15 protein-coding genes, 2 tRNA genes and 3 rRNA genes are annotated in these 22581 nt (G+C 56.1%); 10 read left to right on the top strand and 10 right to left on the bottom strand.

The window, feature by feature from the left end:
- Positions 1 to 77 precede the first annotated feature (77 nt).
- The 8 genes from GZH91_RS02840 to GZH91_RS02805 all read left to right on the top strand — a co-directional run bounded on the left by GZH91_RS02840 (position 78) and on the right by GZH91_RS02805 (position 10183).
- On the top strand, positions 78 to 590 hold the full coding sequence (locus GZH91_RS02840) for a MarR family winged helix-turn-helix transcriptional regulator (RefSeq protein WP_147070584.1): 513 nt from the start codon (positions 78 to 80) through the stop codon (positions 588 to 590).
- Positions 591 to 876: 286 nt separating this feature from the next.
- Entirely contained in the window at positions 877 to 1791 is a 915-nt protein-coding gene (locus tag GZH91_RS02835) for a carbohydrate kinase family protein (protein ID WP_147070582.1), read from the top strand.
- Positions 1788 to 3980, top strand: coding sequence for an HAD-IIB family hydrolase (locus GZH91_RS02830; RefSeq protein ID WP_147070580.1), 2193 nt, complete (start codon positions 1788 to 1790; stop codon positions 3978 to 3980). Before GZH91_RS02835 ends, GZH91_RS02830 begins: the two co-directional genes overlap by 4 nt.
- Positions 3977 to 6370, top strand: coding sequence for a sucrose synthase (locus GZH91_RS02825; protein ID WP_147070578.1), 2394 nt, complete (start codon positions 3977 to 3979; stop codon positions 6368 to 6370). The genes GZH91_RS02830 and GZH91_RS02825 overlap by 4 nt, the downstream gene beginning before the upstream one ends.
- 35 nt (positions 6371 to 6405) lie before the next feature.
- Positions 6406 to 7332 (top strand): mechanosensitive ion channel family protein, encoded by a 927-nt coding sequence (locus tag GZH91_RS02820; protein WP_147070729.1) that lies wholly within the window; start codon positions 6406 to 6408, stop codon positions 7330 to 7332.
- Positions 7333 to 7387: 55 nt separating this feature from the next.
- A complete protein-coding gene (locus GZH91_RS02815; RefSeq protein ID WP_147070575.1) occupies positions 7388 to 8179 on the top strand; it encodes a TatD family hydrolase in 792 nt (263 codons plus the stop codon).
- On the top strand, positions 8166 to 9425 hold the full coding sequence (locus GZH91_RS02810; RefSeq protein ID WP_147070573.1) for a cation:proton antiporter: 1260 nt from the start codon (positions 8166 to 8168) through the stop codon (positions 9423 to 9425). The genes GZH91_RS02815 and GZH91_RS02810 overlap by 14 nt, the downstream gene beginning before the upstream one ends.
- Positions 9422 to 10183, top strand: a complete 762-nt coding sequence (locus GZH91_RS02805; protein WP_161984160.1) for a tRNA threonylcarbamoyladenosine dehydratase — start codon at positions 9422 to 9424, stop codon at positions 10181 to 10183. The genes GZH91_RS02810 and GZH91_RS02805 overlap by 4 nt, the downstream gene beginning before the upstream one ends.
- Positions 10184 to 10224: 41 nt before the next feature.
- Here the strand turns inward: GZH91_RS02805 and rrf are convergent.
- From rrf to tyrS, 6 genes are all read right to left on the bottom strand, one after another.
- A 5S ribosomal RNA gene (gene rrf, locus GZH91_RS02800) occupies positions 10225 to 10338 on the bottom strand.
- A gap of 131 nt (positions 10339 to 10469) precedes the next feature.
- Positions 10470 to 13556 (bottom strand): 23S ribosomal RNA (locus GZH91_RS02795).
- Positions 13557 to 13823: 267 nt separating this feature from the next.
- Positions 13824 to 13899 (bottom strand) — tRNA-Ala (locus GZH91_RS02790).
- Between the two features lie 133 nt (positions 13900 to 14032).
- A tRNA-Ile gene (locus tag GZH91_RS02785) sits at positions 14033 to 14109 on the bottom strand.
- 129 nt (positions 14110 to 14238) lie between these two features.
- Positions 14239 to 15777 (bottom strand): 16S ribosomal RNA (locus tag GZH91_RS02780).
- The 16S, 23S and 5S rRNA genes sit together here with 2 tRNA genes alongside, the layout of an rRNA operon.
- A gap of 462 nt (positions 15778 to 16239) precedes the next feature.
- Positions 16240 to 17445, bottom strand: a complete 1206-nt coding sequence (gene tyrS / locus GZH91_RS02775) for a tyrosine--tRNA ligase (protein ID WP_371860382.1) — start codon at positions 17443 to 17445, stop codon at positions 16240 to 16242.
- A gap of 162 nt (positions 17446 to 17607) precedes the next feature.
- On the opposite strand from tyrS, the gene GZH91_RS02770 reads away from it, so the two are divergent.
- Positions 17608 to 18933, top strand: coding sequence for an OapA family protein (locus GZH91_RS02770; protein WP_147074396.1), 1326 nt, complete (start codon positions 17608 to 17610; stop codon positions 18931 to 18933).
- A gap of 12 nt (positions 18934 to 18945) precedes the next feature.
- Complete coding sequence (locus tag GZH91_RS02765; protein ID WP_147074394.1) at positions 18946 to 20049, top strand: anhydro-N-acetylmuramic acid kinase; 1104 nt, start codon at positions 18946 to 18948, stop codon at positions 20047 to 20049.
- A 62-nt stretch (positions 20050 to 20111) separates the two neighbouring features.
- Here GZH91_RS02765 and erpA read toward each other — a convergent pair whose 3' ends face one another.
- From erpA to rplM, 4 genes are all read right to left on the bottom strand, one after another.
- A complete protein-coding gene (gene erpA / locus GZH91_RS02760) occupies positions 20112 to 20462 on the bottom strand; it encodes an iron-sulfur cluster insertion protein ErpA (RefSeq protein ID WP_124704664.1) in 351 nt (116 codons plus the stop codon).
- Positions 20463 to 20539: 77 nt separating this feature from the next.
- Positions 20540 to 21568: an N-acetyl-gamma-glutamyl-phosphate reductase gene (gene argC, locus GZH91_RS02755; RefSeq protein WP_147074407.1), complete on the bottom strand. Its 1029-nt coding sequence runs from the start codon at positions 21566 to 21568 to the stop codon at positions 20540 to 20542.
- A 98-nt stretch (positions 21569 to 21666) separates the two neighbouring features.
- A complete protein-coding gene (rpsI, locus tag GZH91_RS02750) occupies positions 21667 to 22059 on the bottom strand; it encodes a 30S ribosomal protein S9 (protein WP_124704662.1) in 393 nt (130 codons plus the stop codon).
- Positions 22060 to 22062: 3 nt separating this feature from the next.
- Entirely contained in the window at positions 22063 to 22497 is a 435-nt protein-coding gene (gene rplM / locus GZH91_RS02745) for a 50S ribosomal protein L13 (protein WP_147074392.1), read from the bottom strand.
- Between the last annotated feature and the right edge of the window lie 84 nt (positions 22498 to 22581).

Genomic DNA, 22581 nt, shown 5'->3' with positions numbered 1-22581 from the left:
TACAAATGAAACACAGAGAATCTCATCAAGGCGAATCCCTGTCCAGTCAGGAATCCACTCCTGCCAGGAAACCCAGAATGACGCAGGTCAAAGACGTTCTGATGCTTTTCCGGGTGGTGTTCCGCTCTGTCCAGAAACATTCTGCCTGGGTCGAGAAGCAGTGCCAGGTGAGCGGCGCACAGCTTTGGGTCATGTGGGAACTGCTGGTTTCGCCCGGCCTGAGGGTGGGCGATCTGTCCAAAGCCATGACCATTCACCAGTCCACAGCCAGCAACCTGGTCGACAAGCTCGAAAAAAGAGGCTTCCTGCGCCGTGAGCGTGGCGGGCCGGATCAGCGCGTGGTGCGACTCTATCTCACTTCCGCCGGGCTTGAGGTTGTGAATCGGGCGCCGCGACCAGCACAAGGGGTGCTCATGGAGGCACTCAATTCCTTGCCTGACGAAATACTGGATGGGCTGGGCAACCATCTCACCCACCTGGTAGGGGTACTCGACATCAAGGATGAAAACGCCGGGCTGGAACCGCTCGCTGAGGAGGTGATGCATGCACCTGCACAGGAGGGCGATAAATCACCCGGAAAACGGCACTAACCACGGGAGTCACAGTGAGCACGGAAAAGCAGCGAATTTGAGTCAGTATTCACCCAACAGGTGATATGCGAAAGCCCACCCTCCTGATGTCCAGTTCACTGCTCTCTCTTTGAGCTGCTCCGGCCGGCTTCCCGGATTCATGTTGAGCGCCGCTTGCAACATGCTGGCAGCTAAATCGAACCAGACAGGAGATCACGCCCATACCCGGCTCAATTGTTCACCCGGCTCAGCGGCATCCCAACTCTTGATGAGCACTTCAAAAACAGCATTCCCGGATTTGCCATCAATGCCGCCAAATCAGGCAAGTACCGTGGCGCTGTTCGGCGAGGTTCTGGCAGACGTATTCCCGGACCGCACCGTGCTGGGTGGCGCCCCGTTCAACGTTGCCCGGCATCTGCGGGCATTTGGCCTGCACCCGGTGTTGATCACCCGCACCGGCAACGATGCAATGCGGGAAGAACTGCTCGCTGCAATGGACCGTTTTGACATGGACACGTTAGGGGTGCAGTGCGATCCCGCGCACCCGACCGGACAAGTAGTCGTGCACATGGAACAAAACAGGCACAGCTTCGAGATTCTGCCCGGCCAGGCCTACGATTTCATTCATGCCGGTGTGACGCGCATGATCGCCCTGTCCACGCAGCCGGAACTGGTCTATTTCGGAACCCTGGCCCAGCGCCACAAGGTCTCTCGGCGCGCGCTGCATACCTTGCTGCAGAGCATTGACGCGCCGCGCATGCTGGATATCAACTTGCGCGATCCCTGGTATGACCTGCCAACGGTAAGACGCGCCCTGCAACGCGCAGACATCGTGAAAATGAACGAGGATGAACTGGCAGTGCTGGCAGCTCAGTTGCGCCTGCCTGGCAAAAGCGCGCAACAGCAAGCAAACGCCTTGGTCCATCAATTCTCTCTGCAGCGCGTGCTGGTCACTTGTGGGGCGAACGGCGCCTGGCAACTCAACGCCGACGCCACAGAGGTGCACGTCGACGGTACAGAAAAACACATCCAGGTGGTCGACACTGTAGGCGCCGGGGATGGCTTCACTGCCGTGTTTATCGTCGGCAGCCTGCTAGGCTGGCCGGTCGCCCTCAGCCTGTCACGTGCCAATGCCTTTGCCGCCGCGCTGTGCGGGATACGCGGGGCAATCCCGTCTGACCAGGACTTCTATGCCCCGTTTCTGGAACAGTGGAAGATATGACAAACAGTGCAATCAGGAGCAAATCCCCGCTGTACATCCTGATGATCAGCGTGCACGGCCTGGTTCGAGGCAAGGATATGGAGTTGGGACGCGACGCCGATACGGGCGGACAAATCACTTACGTAGTCGAATTGGCACGTACATTGAGCCGTCATCGTGAGGTCGAACAAGTGGATTTGCTGACCCGCCAGATCGAAGACCCGGCAGTATCACCGGACTATGCACAGGCCGAGGAAGAGATCGGGTCCGGAGCGCGCATCCTGCGCCTGCCTTTCGGCCCGCGGCGCTATCTGCGCAAGGAATTGCTGTGGCCGCATCTCGACCAGATGGTTGACCGCTGCCTGCATCTACTGCGTCAGCAGGGTCGTTTGCCAGACCTGATTCACACCCACTACGCCGACGCCGGCTACGTAGGACAACAGCTGTCCCTGCTGCTGGGCATTCCCCAGATTCATACCGGGCATTCGCTCGGCCGCCCGAAACGCGCGCAACTGCTGGCAAGCGGTCGCAAAGAACAGGCCATCGAGCGCCAGTTCAATCTGGCGCGCCGCATTGCCGTGGAAGAGGAAGTGCTGGCGCATGCTGCGCTGGTGGTAACCAGCACGCGCCAGGAAATCGAGGATCAATACGGCATGTACCAGAATCACGACCCGCGTCGCTGCGTCGTTATCCCGCCGGGCATCGATACATCGCGTTTTTCTCCCTCCGGGCGCCTCCCTCCTGACCCGCATATTGCCGACAGGATAAAGCGTTTCCTCACCCATCCGGAAAAGCCCATGATCCTGGCCATTTGCCGGCCGGATACGCGCAAGAATCTGCAAGGGCTGGTGACGGCATACGGCACCCATCCGCAATTGCAGCAAATGGCTAATCTGGTGATCGTGGCGGGCAACCGGGACGACATCCGCACCCTGGATGACGCGCAGCGGAAAGTTCTCGGCGACCTGCTGTTCGATATTGACCGCTACGATCTATGGGGCAAGGTAGCGATTCCCAGGCACCATGCGCCCGCTGATGTGCCGGAACTGTATCGCCTGGCGGCACGGCGCCGCGGCGTGTTCGTCAATCCCGCATTGACCGAACCCTTCGGCCTGACCCTGATCGAGGCGGCTGCAAGCGGTCTGCCCTTCGTCGCCACCGAGGACGGTGGCCCCCGCGACATCGTGGCAAATTGCCGCAACGGGTTATTGGCAAATCCCCTCGATCCCGACGCCATCGCCGTTGCTCTGGAGCAAGCGCTGGCCAACAAGGAACAGTGGCGTCAGTGGGCCAGAAATGGCCTGCTCGGCGTCAAGCGCCATTACAGCTGGGATGCCCACGTGGCGAAATACATGCAAGCGGTGCGCCACCTCTTGCGGCGCGACCGCAAGCGTCTGCGCCGCCAGCTCGCGTTTACCCAGCATGCCGACAAATCCCCCATGCCCCTGGTGCGCAGAATGCTGGTCTGCGATATCGACAACACACTGATCGGCGACAGGGAAGGTCTCAAGGAACTGGTCTCCTGGCTGCGGCAACATGCCGGATCGGTCGGCTTTGGCATTGCCACCGGCCGCACGCTGGATAGCGCGGTCAAGGTGCTCAAACAGTGGCGCGTCCCGCTACCCAACGTGCTGATCACCTCGGTGGGCAGCGAAATAAATTATGGACCGAAGCTGCGACCCGATAGCGGCTGGACCAACCATATCCGTCACCTGTGGCGTCGCGATGCCCTCGTCAATGCGCTGGCCGATATCCCCGCCCTCGAATTGCAGGCTCAGGAAAACCAGCGCGAATTCAAGCTGAGCTACAATGTCAAGCCCGGAATGATGCCGCCCCTCAAAGAAATCTATCGCCGCCTCCATCAACACCACCTGCACGCCAAGCTTATCTATTCCCACGCGGCATTCCTCGATGTACTGCCGGTGCGGGCTTCCAAAGGCCTGGCTATCCGCTACCTGGCCTACAAGTGGGCGCTGCCGCTGAGGTGTTTTCTGGTGGCCGGAGACTCCGGCAACGACGAAGAAATGCTGGTGGGCGACACGCTCGGTGTGGTAGTTGGCAACCATAGTCCCGAGCTGGCAATCCTGCGCGGTCAGGAGCAGATCTATTTCGCGCGCGGCCACTGCGCCAGCGGCATCGTGGAAGGCCTCAAGCACTATGGCTTCGACCACGAAGCAAACCCGCAATTAGAAAAGGAGGCCCTGGCATGATCGAAGAATTAAACGATTTCGCCCACCATGACCGCGATGCCGTCTACACCCTGCTTAGACGCTATTTTGCGCAAAACCGTCCGTTTCTGCTGCAGTCCGACCTGCGCGCGGAATTCACAGCCCTGGACTCAGAGCACAATCTGGCCGATCTGGCGGCATCACCTCTCGGCCATTTCGTGCAACGCCTGCAGGAAGGCGTTTTTCAGGCACCCTGGGCTTATTTCGCTGTGCGTCCCGGGAGAGGCCAGCTGGCCTATCTGCGCATACATGGGGAGTCTGTGGTGGCCGAACAGGTGAGTACCTCGGAATTCCTGCAGTTCAAAGAACTGCAGATCGACCCCACCGCGGTGGCGCCGCCCATGCTGGAAATCGACTTCGGCCCTTTCGGACGCGGTTTCCCCAGACTCAAGGAGCCACGCTCCATAGGCCAGGGCATGAGCTTTCTCAACCGGCAGTTATCCAGCGACATGTTCAACCGGCCACAGGAAGGCGCGGACAAGCTGCTGCATTTTCTCAGTGCCCGCGCCATCGACGGCCAGCAACTGATGATCAATGGCGGTTTTCGCGATACGAACGGGCTGCGCACGGCGCTGCGGCGTGTTCTGACAGAACTGGAAAAGGTGAGCGAAGACACGCCATGGTCCGATCTGGCCGAAAAGCTGGGCAGGCAGGGCTTCGCGCCCGGCTGGGGTGACAATGCCGCGCGCGTGGCCGACACCATGAGCCTGCTCGCCGACATTCTGGAAGCACCTTCGCCCACTGCCCTGGAAGCGTTGCTGGCGCGCATTCCCATGATCTCGCGCCTGCTGATTCTTTCCCCCCACGGCTACTTCGGCCAGGACAATGTGCTGGGCCTGCCAGACACCGGGGGGCAGGTGGTGTATATCCTCGACCAGGTGCGCGCTCTGGAACGGGAAATGCGCGCGCGCATGGCACGCCAGGGCGTGCCGGTGGAACCCAAGATCGTGATTGTCAGCCGCCTTATTCCTGACGCCGGACAAACCACCTGCAACCAGCGCATGGAAAAGGTCAGTGGCTGCGATAATACCTGGATCCTGAGGGTGCCTTTCCACAAGAAAAATGGCGCGATCGTGCGGCACTGGATTTCGCGCTTCGAGATCTGGCCCTATCTCGAAGACTACGCCCACGACGTGGAAAGGGAAGCCCTGGCGGAACTGGGCGGCCGCCCCGACCTGATCATCGGCAACTATTCCGACGGCAATCTGGTGGCTTCCCTGCTCAGTCAGCGCCTCGGGGTGCCCCAGTGCAACATCGCGCATGCCCTGGAAAAAACCAAATACCTCCATTCCGATCTTTACTGGCGCGAAAACGATGCTCAGTACCACTTCTCCTGCCAGTACACCGCGGATCTGATCGCCATGAATGCGGCGGATTTCATCATTGCGAGCACCTATCAGGAGATCGCCGGCACGGAAGAGACGGTGGGTCAATACGGAAGCTATCATGCTTTCACCATGCCAGGCTTGTATCGCGTCATTAATGGCATCGACCCGTTCGACCCGAAGTTCAACATCGTTTCGCCGGGAGCGGATGCGGAAGTCTACTTTCCCTATAGCGATAGCGAGCGCCGCCTCCGCGGCCTCATCACGGAACTCGAAACCATGATTTTTGGTGAGACGCCCATCCCCCAGGCGCGCGGAGTACTGACGGAAAAAACCAAGCCCCTGATCTTCACCATGGCACGTCTGGACCGTATCAAGAACCTGACCGGTCTGGTGGAGTGGTATGCAGCCTCGCAGGATTTACGCGACCGCGCCAATCTGCTGGTCATCGGTGGCTACATCGACCCGAACCAGTCTGCTGACCACGAGGAGCAGGCACAGATCCGGCGCATGCATGCACTCATGGATCAACATGGCCTGGACGGACAGATGCGCTGGCTGGGCATGCGCCTGGACAAGAATCTGGCGGGGGAACTGTACCGCTATGTCGCGGATCGCCGCGGGATTTTCGTACAACCGGCGCTGTTCGAAGCCTTTGGCCTGACCATCATCGAGGCCATGGCATCAGGTCTGCCCACCTTCGCCACCTGCCACGGCGGCCCCCTGGAAATCATCCAGCACAATCACTCAGGCTTCCATATCGATCCCAACGACGCCACCAGCGCAGCGCAGCAGATGGCGGATTTTCTTGCCCGCTGCACGGCCGACCCGCATGAATGGGAGCGCCTGTCGCGGGGCGCGCTGGCCCGAATCGAAGCCCGCTACACCTGGAAACTGTATGCTGAACGCATGATGACCTTGTCACGCATCTACAGCTTCTGGAAGTTTGTCAGCGGCCTGGAGCGGGAGGAAACTGCGCGCTATCTGGACATGTTCTACCATTTGCAATTCCGCCCCCTGGCAGCCAGGATCGCAGCGGAGCAGTAAATTCAGGGCGCCTTTATGACAATGTCATGAAAACAATGGAAGCACTCATCAACATGGCCGGCACAACCGATTTGAAGGAATTGCTGCACCTGTCCCAATCGGCACTGCATATCCTGTTAATCCTGGTCCTGGCCTGGATACTGCTGCGCTTGTCGACGAAGGCCATCCGGATGTTGCAGATCTACTCGACACGCCATACGGACAACAATCCGGAAGAGCTCAAGCGCATCGCAACGCTGAGCCGGGTATTCCGCTATATTTCGTCAGTGGTTATTTATGTGGTCGCGGGCATGGTGGTTTTGAGCGAGTTGGGTGTTTCCATCGCACCGATCCTGGCTACCGCCGGAGTACTCGGCCTCGCAGTCGGATTTGCTGCGCAGAGCCTGATCAAGGATTACTTCAACGGCATCTTTCTGCTGCTGGAAAACCAGGTACGGCAAGGCGATGTGGTAGAGGCGGGTGGCAAGGGTGGGCTGGTAGAAGAAGTAACGCTGCGCTATATCAAGATGCGCGACTACGACGGCAACGTGCACTTCATTCCCAACGGCATTATCACCACGGTCACTAACATGAGTCGAGGATTCGCCTACTCGGTGATCGATGTCGGCGTTGCTTACCGGGAAGACACCGACGCGGTGATGAATTTGATGCTCCAGGTAGGAGAAAATTTGCGCAAGGACGAGACCATCGGTCCTAAAATCATGGAAGACATGGAAATGGCTGGAGTCGACAAATGGGACCATTCTGCAGTCATTATCCGCTGCCGCTTCAAGGTGCTGCCGCTTGAGCAATGGGGCGTGCGCCGGGAATTTCTGCGCCGGCTGAAACAGGTCTTTGATCAGCACGGTATCGAGATACCCTACCCGCACATGACCATCTATCCCGGACAAGCCAAGGATGGTTCAGCGCCATCCTTGCATATCGCCTCCTGGAATGAGCCCACAAAACCGGACGCGGGTTGACGTGCCATCCCGTTATTTTTCAAGCTGGCGGCACGTTTACATGAAGGCGTAACAAATGGTCATCGATACCCACTGCCATCTGGATGCGGCCGAGTTCGACGCTGACCGCGACACAGTGGCAACACTGGCCCACGCGGCAGGCGTCCAGATCATTGTTGTTCCGGCGGTGCAGTATGCCAACTTCAACGCCGTACTGGCTGTCAGCCAGCGCTATCCCGGCTGCGTGCCGGCGCTGGGGCTGCATCCGATGTATATCCACGCACACCTGCCGGAACACCTCGCCTTGCTGCGCGCCGCCATTGAGCGGCAGCGCCCCGTGGCTATCGGCGAAATCGGGCTGGATTTTTTCGTGCCGAATCTGGATGTGGCGACGCAGGAATACTACTTCACCGAGCAGCTTAAAATCGCCCGCGATTTCGACCTGCCGGTATTACTCCATAGCCGTCGCGCCAACGACCAGGTATTGAAGCAATTGCGCCGCTTCGGCATCCGGCGCGGCATCGCCCACGCCTTCAGCGGCAGCCGCCAGCAGGCGGAGGCATTCATCCGTATTGGCTTAAAACTGGGCTTCGGCGGCGCCATGACTTATACTCGGGCCTCGAATTTGCGCCGTTTGGCAGCCGAGTTGCCGCTCGAAGCCATCGTGCTGGAAACCGACGCGCCGGACATGTCACCAGCCTGGCTACATCCGCAACGCAACAGCCCTGAGCAACTCCCGCGCATGGCCGCTGTGCTTGCCGATCTGCGCGGCATCACGCTGGATGTCGTCATGCGTATAACTTCAAATAACGCCAGCACTGCTTTGTCTCTTCGACTGGAAACGATTTCTCAACATGGAAGCGCATAATTTTTTTCTCACCCTCGCTGTTTTATTGTTGGCGGCGCGGTTTTTATCCGAGCTGGCGATACGCATCGGTGTTCCGGCGGTAATCGGCGAACTCGCCGCCGGCCTCATCATTGGCCCGTCCTTGCTCGGGCTGGTCAGCCCGGACGCCACCATGAAGCTGTTGGCGGAAATCGGCATCATTTTGCTGCTGTTCGAAGTGGGCATGGATACCGACGTGTTCCGCCTCGCCAAGGCCGGCTCCAAACCCATTGTCGTGGCAATCGCCGGCGTGGTGTTCCCGTTCGGACTCGGTTACCTGGTCAGCCACCAGTTATTTGGCATGTCACTGCTGACCAGCCTGTTCATCGGCGGCACCCTTACCGCCACCAGTATCGGCATTACCGTGCGCGTGCTGACCGACCTGCGACGCCGCAACAGTGACGAGGCGCAAATCGTCATTGGCGCTGCGGTATTGGATGACATCGTCGGCGTCATCCTGCTCGCTTTTCTCTACCAGTTTGCCGCCTCCGGAGAAATGTCACTGGCGGCGACCGGCAAGGTGGGCGCTTACATCATCCTGTTCATGCTGCTGTCGCCGTTTGCCGCCAAACTCATGGCTTTCATCATCGACCATTTCGACCGCCGCAGCAATTCGCCGGGGCTATTGCTGACCATGGCACTGAGCCTGATCATGCTGTTCAGCTATTTTGCACATGCCATCGGCGCACCCGAGATCATGGGGGGATTTGCTGCCGGCATCGCCATGGGACAACACTTCCGCGTCACCCTCACCGAACGGCTGCACATCCCGTTTTCCGCTTACCTGAACCGGATTTTCGCTCCCAGTCCGAAACTCGCCCACCGCCTGGAGGGCCAGATGCGGCCGTTGATCCATACCTTCACGCCGCTGTTCTTCGTGATGGTAGGCGTCTCGCTCAACCTCAACCAGGTGGACTGGTCGTCGGCCTTCGTCTGGGGTTTGTCTGCCTCGTTGCTAGTAGTCGCCGTCACTGGCAAACTGGTTGCCGGCTTTCTGATCAATGAGCCGCGCCTGCAGCAGACGGTGATTGGTCTGTCCATGATCCCGCGCGGCGAGGTGGGCTTGATTTTCGCCCAGCTCGGCTTTGCCAATGGCATTCTGGACGCGCAAGTCTATGCCGCGCTGCTGATTGTTATCGCATTGACCACCGTAGTGCCACCTTTCATCATCAAGTGGATATATCAACTTAACGACACTGCTACTGCACGCATTCAGGCGGGTAAATGACCATACCACCACAATTCGAACGCACCCACATCCTGCTGGGTGCCGCTGGTTTGCAACTGCTTGCCGGCAAACACATCTTTGTCGCAGGGCTGGGCGGCGTCGGCTCTTATTGCGTGGAGGCCCTGGCACGTGCAGGCGTGGGCAAGCTCACGCTGGTGGATCATGATCTGGTAGCCACGAGCAATATCAACCGCCAGTTACCTGCACTGCTTTCCACGCTTGGGCAATTCAAGGCTGAACTGATACAGGCGCGCATCATGGACATTAACCCCGCCTGCCAACTGACCATCCATCGTGTTTTCCTTACACCAGACAACATTAATGAGTACGTACCGCAAACCGTTGATTACGTGATTGACTGCATCGACTCACTGAATTGCAAAGTAGCTTTGGTGCAGAGTAGCCTGCAGCGCGGCCTGCTCGTTGCCTCCAGCATGGGTGCGGGCAACCGTCTCGACCCTTCCAGGATCAAGCTGGCCGACATCAGCCAGACTGAGATGTGCCCGCTGGCGCGCATCATGCGCAAACGGCTTCAGCGTCACGGCATCAAAAATGGGGTCTTAACGGTATTCTCCGATGAAGCACCCAGCGCACCATTGCCTCCTCAACCCGTAGATGGTCCTGGCCGTGCGCGCGCCATCAACGGCACCATCAGCTACATGCCGGCACTTTTCGGCCTCATGCTAGCCGGAGAAGTGCTTCGTCGCCTCCTGCTGGAGAGGGCAGGAGCATCAGAAATTGTGTTGGCGCAAAAATAAAAAACCCCCGGGTTATTCACCTGGGGGTTTTGGGTAGAGGAGTCTGACGATGACCTACTTTCACATGGGTAATCCACACTATCATCGGCGCTGTCCCGTTTCACGGCCCTGTTCGGGATGGGAAGGGGTGGTTCCAGGACGCTATGGTCGTCAGACGTAAGCTGTTCGGACGCGGGTGATTTTGAGGTCAACCAACGCCCGGAATCGGGAAGAAGTAAAGGGGTGTTGCGTGTTTTGATTGTACTGCGCTGTATTAACCTAAGCTTGTTACTTCACTTAAGGTTATAGGGTCAAGCCTCACGGGCAATTAGTACTGGTAAGCTTAATGCATTACTGCACTTCCACACCCAGCCTATCAACGTCCTGGTCTCGAACGACCCTTCAGGGGGGTCTAGCCCCCGGGAAATCTCATCTCAAGGCGAGTTTCACGCTTAGATGCTTTCAGCGTTTATCTCTTCCGGATTTAGCTACCCGGCGATACCACTGGCGTGATAACCGGTACACCAGAGATCCGTCCACTCCGGTCCTCTCGTACTAGGAGCAGGTCCCTTCAAATTTCCAGCGCCCACGGCAGATAGGGACCAAACTGTCTCACGACGTTTTAAACCCAGCTCACGTACCACTTTAAATGGCGAACAGCCATACCCTTGGGACCGGCTACAGCCCCAGGATGTGATGAGCCGACATCGAGGTGCCAAACTCCCCCGTCGATGTGAACTCTTGGGAGGAATCAGCCTGTTATCCCCAGAGTACCTTTTATCCGTTGAGCGATGGCCCTTCCATACAGAACCACCGGATCACTATGACCTGCTTTCGCACCTGCTCGACTTGTCAGTCTCGCAGTCAAGCATCCTTTTGCCATTGCACTATCGCTACGATTTCCGACCGTAGCTAGGATACCTTCGTGCTCCTCCGTTACGCTTTGGGAGGAGACCGCCCCAGTCAAACTGCCCACCATGCACGGTCCCCGATCCAGATAATGGACCCAGGTTAGAACCTCAAACACACCAGGGTGGTATTTCAAGGGTGGCTCGACGATATCCGGAGATACCGCTTCAACGCCTCCCACCTATCCTACGCAAGTATGTTCAAAGTCCAATGCAAAGCTACAGTAAAGGTTCATGGGGTCTTTCCGTCTAGCCGCGGGTAGATTGCATCTTCACAAACACTTCAACTTCGCTGAGTCTCAGGAGGAGACAGTGTGGCCATCGTTACGCCATTCGTGCGGGTCGGAACTTACCCGACAAGGAATTTCGCTACCTTAGGACCGTTATAGTTACGGCCGCCGTTTACTGGGGCTTCGATCAAGAGCTTGCACCCCATCACTTAACCTTCCAGCACCGGGCAGGCGTCACACTCTATACGTCCACTTTCGTGTTTGCAGAGTGCTGTGTTTTTATTAAACAGTCGCAGCCACCTTTTCACTGCAACCCCGTTCTGCTCCGCGAGCAAGTCGCTTCACATAATAAGGGCACACCTTCTCCCGAAGTTACGGTGTTAATTTGCCGAGTTCCTTCTCCTGAGTTCTCTCAAGCGCCTTAGGATTCTCACCCTGCCCACCTGTGTCGGTTTGCGGTACGGTCGTCCTTGAACTGAAGCTTAGTGGCTTTTCTTGGAAGCAGGGTATCGCTCACTTCAGTGCCGTAGCACCTCGTCATCATGCCTCGGCATTGACCCCCCGGATTTGCCTAAGGAATCTGCCTACACACTTAAACCAACTATTCCAACAGTTGGCCGAGTTAACCTTCTCCGTCCCCACATCGCATTCAAGGCCGGTACAGGAATATTAACCTGTTTCCCATCGACTACGCTTCTCAGCCTCGCCTTAGGAGCCGACTCACCCTGCGCCGATGAACGTTGCACAGGAAACCTGGGGCTTTCGGCGAACGGGCTTTTCACCCGTTTTATCGCTACTCATGTCAGCATTCGCACTTCTGATACCTCCAGCAAGGTTCTCACCTCACCTTCAACGGCCTACAGAACGCTCTCCTACCATATGCATGCTCCTTTAAACGCACTTGTCAGCCCTTTAACGCAACTTTGGGGAACGCTTTGTCGCACTGCGTGCGACAAGCTTTCGCCCTAAATGCCCTTAAAGGAGCATGCATATCCGCAGCTTCGGTGCACAGTTTGAGCCCCGTTACATCTTCCGCGCAGGACGACTCGACCAGTGAGCTATTACGCTTTCTTTAAATGATGGCTGCTTCTAAGCCAACATCCTGGCTGTCTATGCCTTCCCACATCGTTTACCACTTAACTGTGTCTTTGGGACCTTAGCTGGCGGTCTGGGTTGTTTCCCTTTTGACACCGGACGTTAGCACCCGATGTCTGTCTCCCAAGCTCGCACTCTTCGGTATTCGGAGTTTGCAATGGGTTGGTAAGTCGCGATGACCCCCTAGCCATAACAGTGCTCTACCCCCGAAGGTGATACTTGAGGCACTACCTAAATAGTTTTCGGAGAGAACCAGCTATTTCCAGATTTGTTTAGCCTTTCACCCCTATCCACAGCTCATCCCCTAATTTTTCAACATTAGTGGGTTCGGACCTCCAGTGCGTGTTACCGCACCTTCATCCTGGCCATGGATAGATCATCTGGTTTCGGGTCTACGCCCAGCAACTATCGCCCTTATCAGACTCGGTTTCCCTACGCCTCCCCTATTCGGTTAAGCTCGCTACTGAACGTAAGTCGCTGACCCATTATACAAAAGGTACGCAGTCACCCCTGCACGAAGAACCCTCCGGGTTCTTTACCTGCCCAAAGATCTATTTCATCTTTAAGTTCTTTTGAGTCGCGCTGCGCGCTCCTCGAAAGAACCCCGAAGACTCTTTGTGCAGGGGCTCCCACTGTTTGTATGCATGCGGTTTCAGGATCTATTTCACTCCCCTCCCGGGGTTCTTTTCGCCTTTCCCTCACGGTACTGGTTCACTATCGGTCGATTACGAGTATTTAGCCTTGGAGGATGGTCCCCCCATGTTCAGACAGGATTTCTCGTGTCCCGCCCTACTTGTCGCAAGCTTGGTTCCACACACAGGTTTTCACGTACGGGGCTATCACCCTCTCTGGCCAGCCTTTCCAGGCTGTTCTGTTAACGTGTGCGCTAAATCTTGCAGGCTGTTCCGCGTTCGCTCGCCACTACTTGCGGAATCTCGGTTGATTTCTTTTCCTCGAGCTACTTAGATGTTTCAGTTCGCTCGGTTCGCTCCTCTGAGCCTATGTATTCAGCTCAGGGTACCCTTGCGGGTGGGTTTCCCCATTCGGATATCTGCGGATCAAAGCTTGCTTGCCAGCTCCCCGCAGCTTTTCGCAGGCTGCAACGTCCTTCATCGCCTGTAATCGCCAAGGCATCCACCACATGCACTTAGTCGCTTGACCCTATAACCTTAAGCCTCTCTCGCGAGAGCATAAAAGCTACAGGTTAATAAGCGTTTGCTACCCGATCCAGGCCGACTAAGCCTGAACCGGTCGATACAATCAAAACCCATTGTCTACCGCCCTTCAGGTAGCGATCTCTCGCTGCCCGGCCGGCAATAAACACTTTACTTCTTCCGATTTTTTAAAGAACAGCTCCACTCATAAAGAGTGAGGTCTAAAGCGCGCGCACTTTACACCTGACGCTTCATGGCCACTTCACACGAAACCTGGTGGAGGATGACGGGATCGAACCGACGACCCCCTGCTTGCAAAGCAGGTGCTCTCCCAGCTGAGCTAATCCCCCATTAAGCCCTGATAACCGGCGCATTGCTGCGTGGCTCATCGTCTTGTGTGCAACTAGCACACGGCGACGATTCGCGCCTTGCACTGCTTGCTTCTCAAGGTTTAATGAACCAAGCTACGCCCGTCGCTTAATCTGGTGGGTCTGGTTGGAGTTGAACCAACGACCCCACGCTTATCAAGCGTGTGCTCTAACCAACTGAGCTACAGACCCGGTGTGCAGGATCTGGTCAAAGATGCTTGACTCAGGCTGGGACACTGCCCGGGTCCTGGATCTCGCTTCCGTTTCCTGTTCGACAACAACAACCGATAAGTGTGGATATTTACAACAGGCTTGCTCTAGAAAGGAGGTGATCCAGCCGCAGGTTCCCCTACGGCTACCTTGTTACGACTTCACCCCAGTCATGAATCCTACCGTGGCAAGCGCCCTCCTTGCGGTTAAGCTACCTGCTTCTGGTAATACCCACTCCCATGGTGTGACGGGCGGTGTGTACAAGGCCCGGGAACGTATTCACCGCGACATGCTGATCCGCGATTACTAGCGATTCCGACTTCATGGAGTCGAGTTGCAGACTCCAATCCGGACTACGATCGGCTTTCTGGGATTGGCTCCCCCTCGCGGGTTGGCAACCCTCTGTACCGACCATTGTATTACGTGTGAAGCCCTACCCATAAGGGCCATGAGGACTTGACGTCATCCCCACCTTCCTCCGGTTTGTCACCGGCAGTCCCATTAGAGTGCCCAACTGAATGTGGCAACTAATGGCAAGGGTTGCGCTCGTTGCGGGACTTAACCCAACATCTCACGACACGAGCTGACGACAGCCATGCAGCACCTGTGCCCAGGTTCCCTTTCGGGCACCCGGCCATCTCTGGCCAGTTCCTGGCATGTCAAGGGTAGGTAAGGTTTTTCGCGTTGCATCGAATTAATCCACATAATCCACCGCTTGTGCGGGCCCCCGTCAATTCCTTTGAGTTTTAATCTTGCGACCGTACTCCCCAGGCGGTCAACTTCACGCGTTAGCTGCGTTACTAAGGAGGTCTCCCTCCCCAACAACTAGTTGACATCGTTTAGGGCGTGGACTACCAGGGTATCTAATCCTGTTTGCTACCCACGCTTTCGTGCATGAGCGTCAGTGTCGACCCAGGGGGCTGCCTTCGCCATCGGTATTCCTCCACATATCTACGCATTTCACTGCTACACGTGGAATTCTACCCCCCTCTGCCGCACTCTAGTCTTTCAGTTTCCAACGCAGTTCCCAGGTTAAGCCCGGGGCTTTCACATCAGACTTGAAAAACCGCCTGCGCACGCTTTACGCCCAGTAATTCCGATTAACGCTCGCACCCTACGTATTACCGCGGCTGCTGGCACGTAGTTAGCCGGTGCTTCTTCTTCAGGTACCGTCATTGGTCAAGGATATTAGCCTCAACTGTTTCTTCCCTGCCGAAAGAGCTTTACAACCCGAAGGCCTTCTTCACTCACGCGGAATGGCTGGATCAGGCTTGCGCCCATTGTCCAAAATTCCCCACTGCTGCCTCCCGTAGGAGTCTGGACCGTGTCTCAGTTCCAGTGTGGCTGATCATCCTCTCAGACCAGCTACTGATCGTCGCCTTGGTAGGCCTTTACCCCACCAACCAGCTAATCAGACGTCGGCCGCTCCAATAACGCAAGGTCCGAAGATCCCCTGCTTTCCCCCTCAGGGCGTATGCGGTATTAGCACAGCTTTCGCTGCGTTATCCCCCATTAATGGATACGTTCCGACGTGTTACTCACCCGTTCGCCACTCGCCACCAGGTGCAAGCACCCGTGCTGCCGTTCGACTTGCATGTGTAAAGCATTCCGCCAGCGTTCAATCTGAGCCAGGATCAAACTCTTCAGTTTAATTCCTGTGTGCGATCCAATTGCGTCCGTAAACCCAATCAAACCGCGGTCGCTCATTCTCAAAGCTTTATTACTACTTCAAGTCTGAGCACTTGCAATTTTACTTTGGCCTTCGCCTCTCCACCAATATCCCGGCTTCAAAACTCCAGCACCCATCGCAAATACCCACACTTATCGGTTGTCTTGTTGTTAAAGAGCGGTGATGCCTATGTCATTCTTGCTTGCTCGCCTCAAACAGCGAGGTGCGAATTATACTTGCTTAAATCCACATGTCAACAAAATTTTTCAAAATCCAGAACTCAAAAGCTTTCACAAAACGCTAATAACTTAATGATTTTAATCTGTTTTTTGTGCATGCAGACCAACAACGAGATGCGAATTATACAGCCCTAAAACACGCCGTCAATCGTTTTTTTCATAAAAAGTACATCATGCCAAGCGAGAAGTTTTAAATTCAATATGTTAGGTGATAGTTACCCGGGAAAATTTACGTTTTCCAACTTGCAGCACAACGCATGCCCCCACATTTAAGACCCGCGTTCTGTCGCTAAGTTTTTCACCATCCATCTTGACCCCGCCCTGCTCGATCATGCGCATGGCATCGGAAGTGCTGGCGGTGAGCCCAGCCTGCTTGAGCACCTGCGTAATGGACAGACCGCCATTATTGGCCTGCAAACATATCTCCGGCATCACATCAGGGATGGCGCCCTGCCTGAAGCGCGCCTCGAAATCGTTTAGCGCCTGGTCAGACGCCGCAGCGCCATGAAAACGCGCCACAATTTCCTGGGCGAAGCGCACCTTGATATCACGAGGATTCGCACCGGCACTTATTTGGGCCCGCCAACCCGCTATGGTTTCCAGGGATTCGAAAGAAAGCAACTCGATATAGCGCCACATCAGTTCATCAGACACCGACATGATTTTGCCAAATATTTCCGAGGGCGCTTCTGTGATGCCTATATAATTACCCAGCGACTTGGACATCTTGTTGACGCCGTCCAGACCTTCCAGTAGCGGCATGGTGAGGATGCATTGCGGCGCCTGTCCATGCTGTTTCTGCAGTTCACGCCCCATCAGCAGGTTGAATTTCTGGTCCGTACCACCCAGCTCCAAGTCCGCATTGAGCGCAACAGAATCATAGCCCTGCACCAGCGGGTATAGAAACTCATGAATGGCGATAGGCTGGTTGCCCTTGTAACGTTTATGGAAGTCATCCCGCTCCAGCATACGCGCTACAGTATGGCTTGCCGCAAGCCTGACCATACCTGCCGCCCCCAGCTTATCCATCCAGGTGGAGTTGAATACCACTTCAGTTTGCTCGGGCTTGAGTATCTTGAATACCTGATCGGTATAAGATTTAGCATTTTCCAGCACTTGCTCGCGCGTCAATGGCGGACGCGTGGCATTTTTACCAGCAGGGTCACCAATCATGCCGGTGAAGTCGCCAATCAGGAATAATGCATGATGCCCCAAATCCTGTAACTGGCGCAGTTTGTTGAGCAGCACCGTGTGGCCCAGATGCAGATCGGGTGCGGTTGGGTCAAAACCAGCCTTTACGCGCAGACGCTTACCTGCGCGCAACCTGTCTATCAGCTCCTGCTCCACGATCAGCTCATCGCACCCACGCCGGATAATGTGCAGGGTTTCCTGTATTTCTGAATCAATCATTACCGCCTCGAGTGTATTTTCATCGATATGTATAAATTAAAGCTATCTGCCTATTGACCGCTATATGTGCATATTGCGAATCATGAACCGGATCACCGCACTTTCCGCTCCGTCCCTAATCTGTTAAGCTCTCGCGTTGATTTGTATGGAAAGGCTGGCACAATGGCAAACCAAAAGGCAGTAAGTTTAACGCATGCAGACAAATTGCAGGCACGTAAAATACGTCTGCGCTGGCTTGTTGCTGCTTCCACCCTGCCCCTTTTCGGCATCATTGCCGCATTCGGTGTTGCCCCACAAACCGACACAAACCGGATCCCGGTCAGAACCGTTATTGAGAATCTGACAGTACCAGCAACTGTAATCCAAGCCGACAATTCCATACCGACGGCAGCATATTGGCGTGACGAGCGTATTGAATCCGGCGATACCGTGGCCAAAGTGCTCGATCGCCTCGGCGTGTCCAGCGAAGAAATCGCACGCTTTCTGCGCAACCCGGAAGCTACGCGCGCGCTCGCGCAAATCAAACCCGGCAAGCGTATTCAGGCGCAGACGAGCGACTCCGGCGAACTGCTATGGCTACGACATATCAGTTCTACTGGCGCGTTGTTGCAAATCTCCAGACAGGAACAAAATTTTACGGTATCGCAACAGCAGGCTGCGCTGCAAACCAGAACCGTCATGAAATCCGGCGAAATTCGCAGTTCATTGTTTGGTGCCACGGATGCTGCTGGCATACCCGACAGCATTGCCACACAAATGGCTGACCTGTTTTCCACCGACATTGACTTTCACCAGGATCTGCGTCGTGGCGACCAGTTCAAGGTTGTTTACGAAGTGTTGTACAACAACGGCGAACCAGTCATGACCGGACGCATACTGGCAGCCGAGTTTACCAACGATGGCCAGACCTACCGGGCTGTCTACTTCCAGGAGCCCAATGGCAAGGGCGGGTACTACACCCCCGACGGCAAATCCTTGAAAAAAGCCTTCTTGCGCTCCCCGATCGAATTCTCCCGGATCACCTCAGGCTTTAGCATGCGTTACCATCCCATCCTGAAACAATGGCGCCAGCATAAAGGCGTGGATTATGCGGCGCCCACGGGTACCAAAATCAAGGCCGTCGCCGATGCGGTGGTGGCTTTTGTGGGCCAGGAAAGGGGTTACGGCAATTTTATCCTGCTGCAGCACAACGGAAATTACAGTACGGCCTATGGCCACCTGTCAGCCTTCGCCAAGGGCCTGCACAAAGGCGAAAAAATCCACCAGGGTGACGTGATTGGTTATGTTGGCAGCACCGGCTGGGCTACCGGTCCCCATCTGCATTTTGAGTTCCGCATTGCGGGCGTGGCGGTAAATCCGCTTACCGCAAAAATCCCTTATACCTTCCCGATCTCGGCCCAATATCAGCCCATGTTCCGTAGCACCACCCAGCCACTGGTCGCCAGGCTCGACTTGCTGAACGGTACCAATCTGGCCGCGCTGGAATAACCGCCCGTCAAGTTGACCGGTTCAACACATTTCGTCGGACTCATGTCCGGTACCAGCCTGGATGGTGTCGACGCCGCGCTGGTGCATTTTGATGCCGGCCAGTCCGCCGGTCAGCTCATTCACACGGCGTATCTGCCCTATCCGGAGCCATTGCGCGAGAGGCTGCTGGCGATCCATTTCCCTGGCAATAACGAACTCCACCGTGCCGCCTTGCTGGCCAATGAATTATCCGGGCTATACAGCCAGGCGGTATCCAGATTACTGGCCGAAAGCGCTACTGCACCGGACAAAATTGATGCTATCGGCTGCCACGGCCAGACTGTAAGACATCGACCTGATGCAGGCTACACGACACAGCTGGTCAATCCCGGCTTGCTCGCAGAACTCACGGGCATAGCGGTGGTGGCGGATTTCCGCAGCCGCGATATTGCCGCCGGCGGGCAAGGTGCGCCGCTCGTTCCCGCCTTTCATGCAGCCGCCTTGCACCACCCTGCGATACATCGCGTCATCGTCAATATTGGCGGCATTTCCAACCTGACGGATTTGCCGCCCAGCGGAAAAATCACCGGTTTTGATTGCGGTCCTGGAAATTTGCTCATGGACGCTTGGTGCCAGCGCCATACCGGCCAGCAATTTGACCACGCTGGCGCATGGGGCGCAGGAGGAGTGTATCTTCCCAAGTTATTGAAAAAGCTTGCGGCGCACGTGTTTTTTTCGACGCCAGCGCCGAAAAGTGCAGGCCGCGAGGCATTCAATCCGGATTGGCTCACCAGTCATCTGTCGGGCGATGAATCGGCGCAGGACGTACAGGCAACGCTGCTGCAGCTGACTGCTTACGGCATAGTCCATGCCATTGAAACGCATTGCCCCAACGCACAAGAGGTTTACATTTGCGGCGGCGGCGCGCGCAATACTGCGCTCATGCAATCGTTACGCACAGCCCTTCCGGGCAAACTGCTTGCCTGCACAGACACGTTAGGGATTAGCCCTGACTGGCTCGAAGCGCATGCCTTTGCCTGGCTGGCCCGGCAGACACTGCTGGGTTTGCCGGGCAATTTGACTGAAGTCACCGGCGCGCGCCATCCCTGTGTGCTGGGCGCGATATACCCTGCCTAGCGCTGGCCTAGGCAAAAAAACAGGCGGTCATGTGACCGCCTGTTTTTTCAGAAAATACCAGCTCAGGCAGAAAACGAAGAACCACAACCGCATGTGGATGTGGCATTCGGGTTCTTGATCACAAACTGCGCGCCTTCCAGCCCTTCCTGGTAATCAATCTCGGCACCGGCCAGATACTGGTAGCTCATAGGATCAATCAACAGCGTCACGCCATTCTTGACCATCGGCGTATCGTCTTCATTCATCACTTCATCAAAGGTGAAGCCATACTGGAAACCGGAGCAGCCGCCACCCGTGACGAATACACGCAGTTTCAGGTCAGGATTGCCTTCTTCTTCAATCAACTGTTTCACCTTGTTGGCAGCGTTGTCGGTAAAGACAAGCACGCTGGGCATTTCGGTCATGGCATTCATGGCTTACTCCTTAAACTTGGAAATTTCGTCCTTCATTATGGACAGGACATATGCTTACGTCAATGGCTAGTCGTTGGTCAAGGTAACAGGCCGATTAGTTCCAGTCCCAGGGTTTCAGGCAAACCAAACATGATGTTCATGTTTTGCACAGCCTGACCGGATGCGCCCTTCACCAGGTTATCAATCGCCGCCAAAATCACCAGCATATCGCCGCCCTGCGGGCGATGCAGCGCGATACGGCAGGTGTTGGCACCGCGTACCGAACGGGTTTCCGGATGCGCGCCAAATGGCAGCACATCCACAAACGGTTCATGCTGATAGCGCTGCTCAAACAATGCCTGAAAATCGGCCTCACCGGTCAGGCGCGCATATAGCGTGGCATGAATGCCGCGAATCAGCGGCGTGAGATGCGGCACAAAAGTCAGGCCTACCGGTGTGCCGGCATAGCGCGTCAGCCCCTGGCTAATCTCCGGTAAATGGCGATGACCCGAGGCGGCATAGGCCTTGAAATTATCACCCGCCTCTGCAAACAGCGCGCCCACCTCGGCTTTGCGGCCTGCACCACTGACCCCCGATTTGGCATCGGCAATCAGGTAGCGTTCATCCACCAGACCTGCTTCCAGCAATGGCAAAAAGCCCAGTTGCACCGCCGTGGGATAACAACCGGGATTCGCAATCAGCCGCGCAGTCTTGATCTGCTCGCGATTCACCTCGGGCAGACCGTACACTGCCTGCGCCACCAGATCAGCGCAGGCGTGCTCCATGCCGTACCATTTTTGCCATACCTCGATATCCTGAATGCGGAAATCCGCCGCCAGGTCAATGACACGCACACCAGTTGCCAGCAATTCACGTGCCTGCTGCATGGCAATACCGTTGGGTGTGGCGAAAAACACCACGTCGCATTCATCCAGACCGGCCTCTTGCGGGTCGCAAAATCTCAAATCAATATGGCCGCGCAAATTGGGGAACATGTCCGCGACCGGCATCCCGGCTTCTTTGCGCGACGTAATCGCCACCAGCTCTGCCTGTGGATGACGCGCCAGCAAACGCAATAACTCCACACCCGTGTAGCCGGTGCCGCCAACGATACCCACCTTGACCATCTGTCTTCCCTTCTTGCTGAAAACATCCCAATGATACCGCGAACGCATAATGAAAAAAGCCGCCCGATGCGGGGCGGCTTTTTTTGTGCTCCGAACGCTTAACGCTTGGAGAACTGCTTGGCCCTGCGCGCTTTACGCAAACCAACTTTCTTGCGTTCGACTTCGCGCGCATCGCGCGTCACCAGACCCGCTTTCTTGAGGGCAGGTTTGAGCTCTGCATCAAACTCGATCAGGGCACGCGTAATGCCATGGCGAACTGCACCCGCCTGACCGGATTCACCACCGCCATGCACGTTGACCATGATGTCGAAGGTTGCGGAGTTATTGGTCAGTTCCAGGGGCTGACGCACCACCATGCGGCCGGTTTCGCGCGAAAAATACTCGTCAACAGGTTTGTCGTTGACGACGATATTGCCCTTGCCGGGCTTGATAAACACCCGCGCCACAGAACTCTTGCGGCGGCCAGTGCCGTAATAATAGTTTCCGATCATTGCTTATCCTCTGATTTCCAGCGCTTTGGGTTGCTGCGCAGCGTGGGGATGCTCACCACCGGCATAGCACTTCAGCTTCTTGATCATGGCGTAGCCCAACGGGCCCTTAGGCAACATGCCTTTAACCGCTTTTTCCAGCGCACGACCAGGAAACCGCGCCTGCATCTTGGCAAAAGTGGTTTCGTAGATACCGCCAGGGTAGCCGGTATGGCGGTAGTATTTTTTGTCTTCCGCTTTATTGCCGGTTACTTTCAGCTTGTCCACGTTCACTACCACGATAAAATCGCCGGTATCCACGTGCGGGGTAAATATGGGCTTGTGCTTGCCGCGCAGACGATACGCAACTTCGGCCGCCACGTGGCCGAGCACTTTGTCCGTGGCGTCAACCACGAACCAGTCGCGCACGACTTCATGCGCTTTAGCGGAAAAGGTTTTCATTCGAAACCCCTGAGAATCTGGATGAGGAAAGCCGCGCATTTTACGGCCATCTGCGGCGGCTGTCAAACCACTGTTAGAATTCTG

Origin of the sequence: Sulfuriferula plumbiphila (assembly GCF_009938015.1) — a bacterium.
GTDB lineage: Bacteria > Pseudomonadota > Gammaproteobacteria > Burkholderiales > Sulfuriferulaceae > Sulfuriferula > Sulfuriferula plumbiphila.
This window is presented reverse-complemented; position numbering and strand designations above follow the sequence as displayed.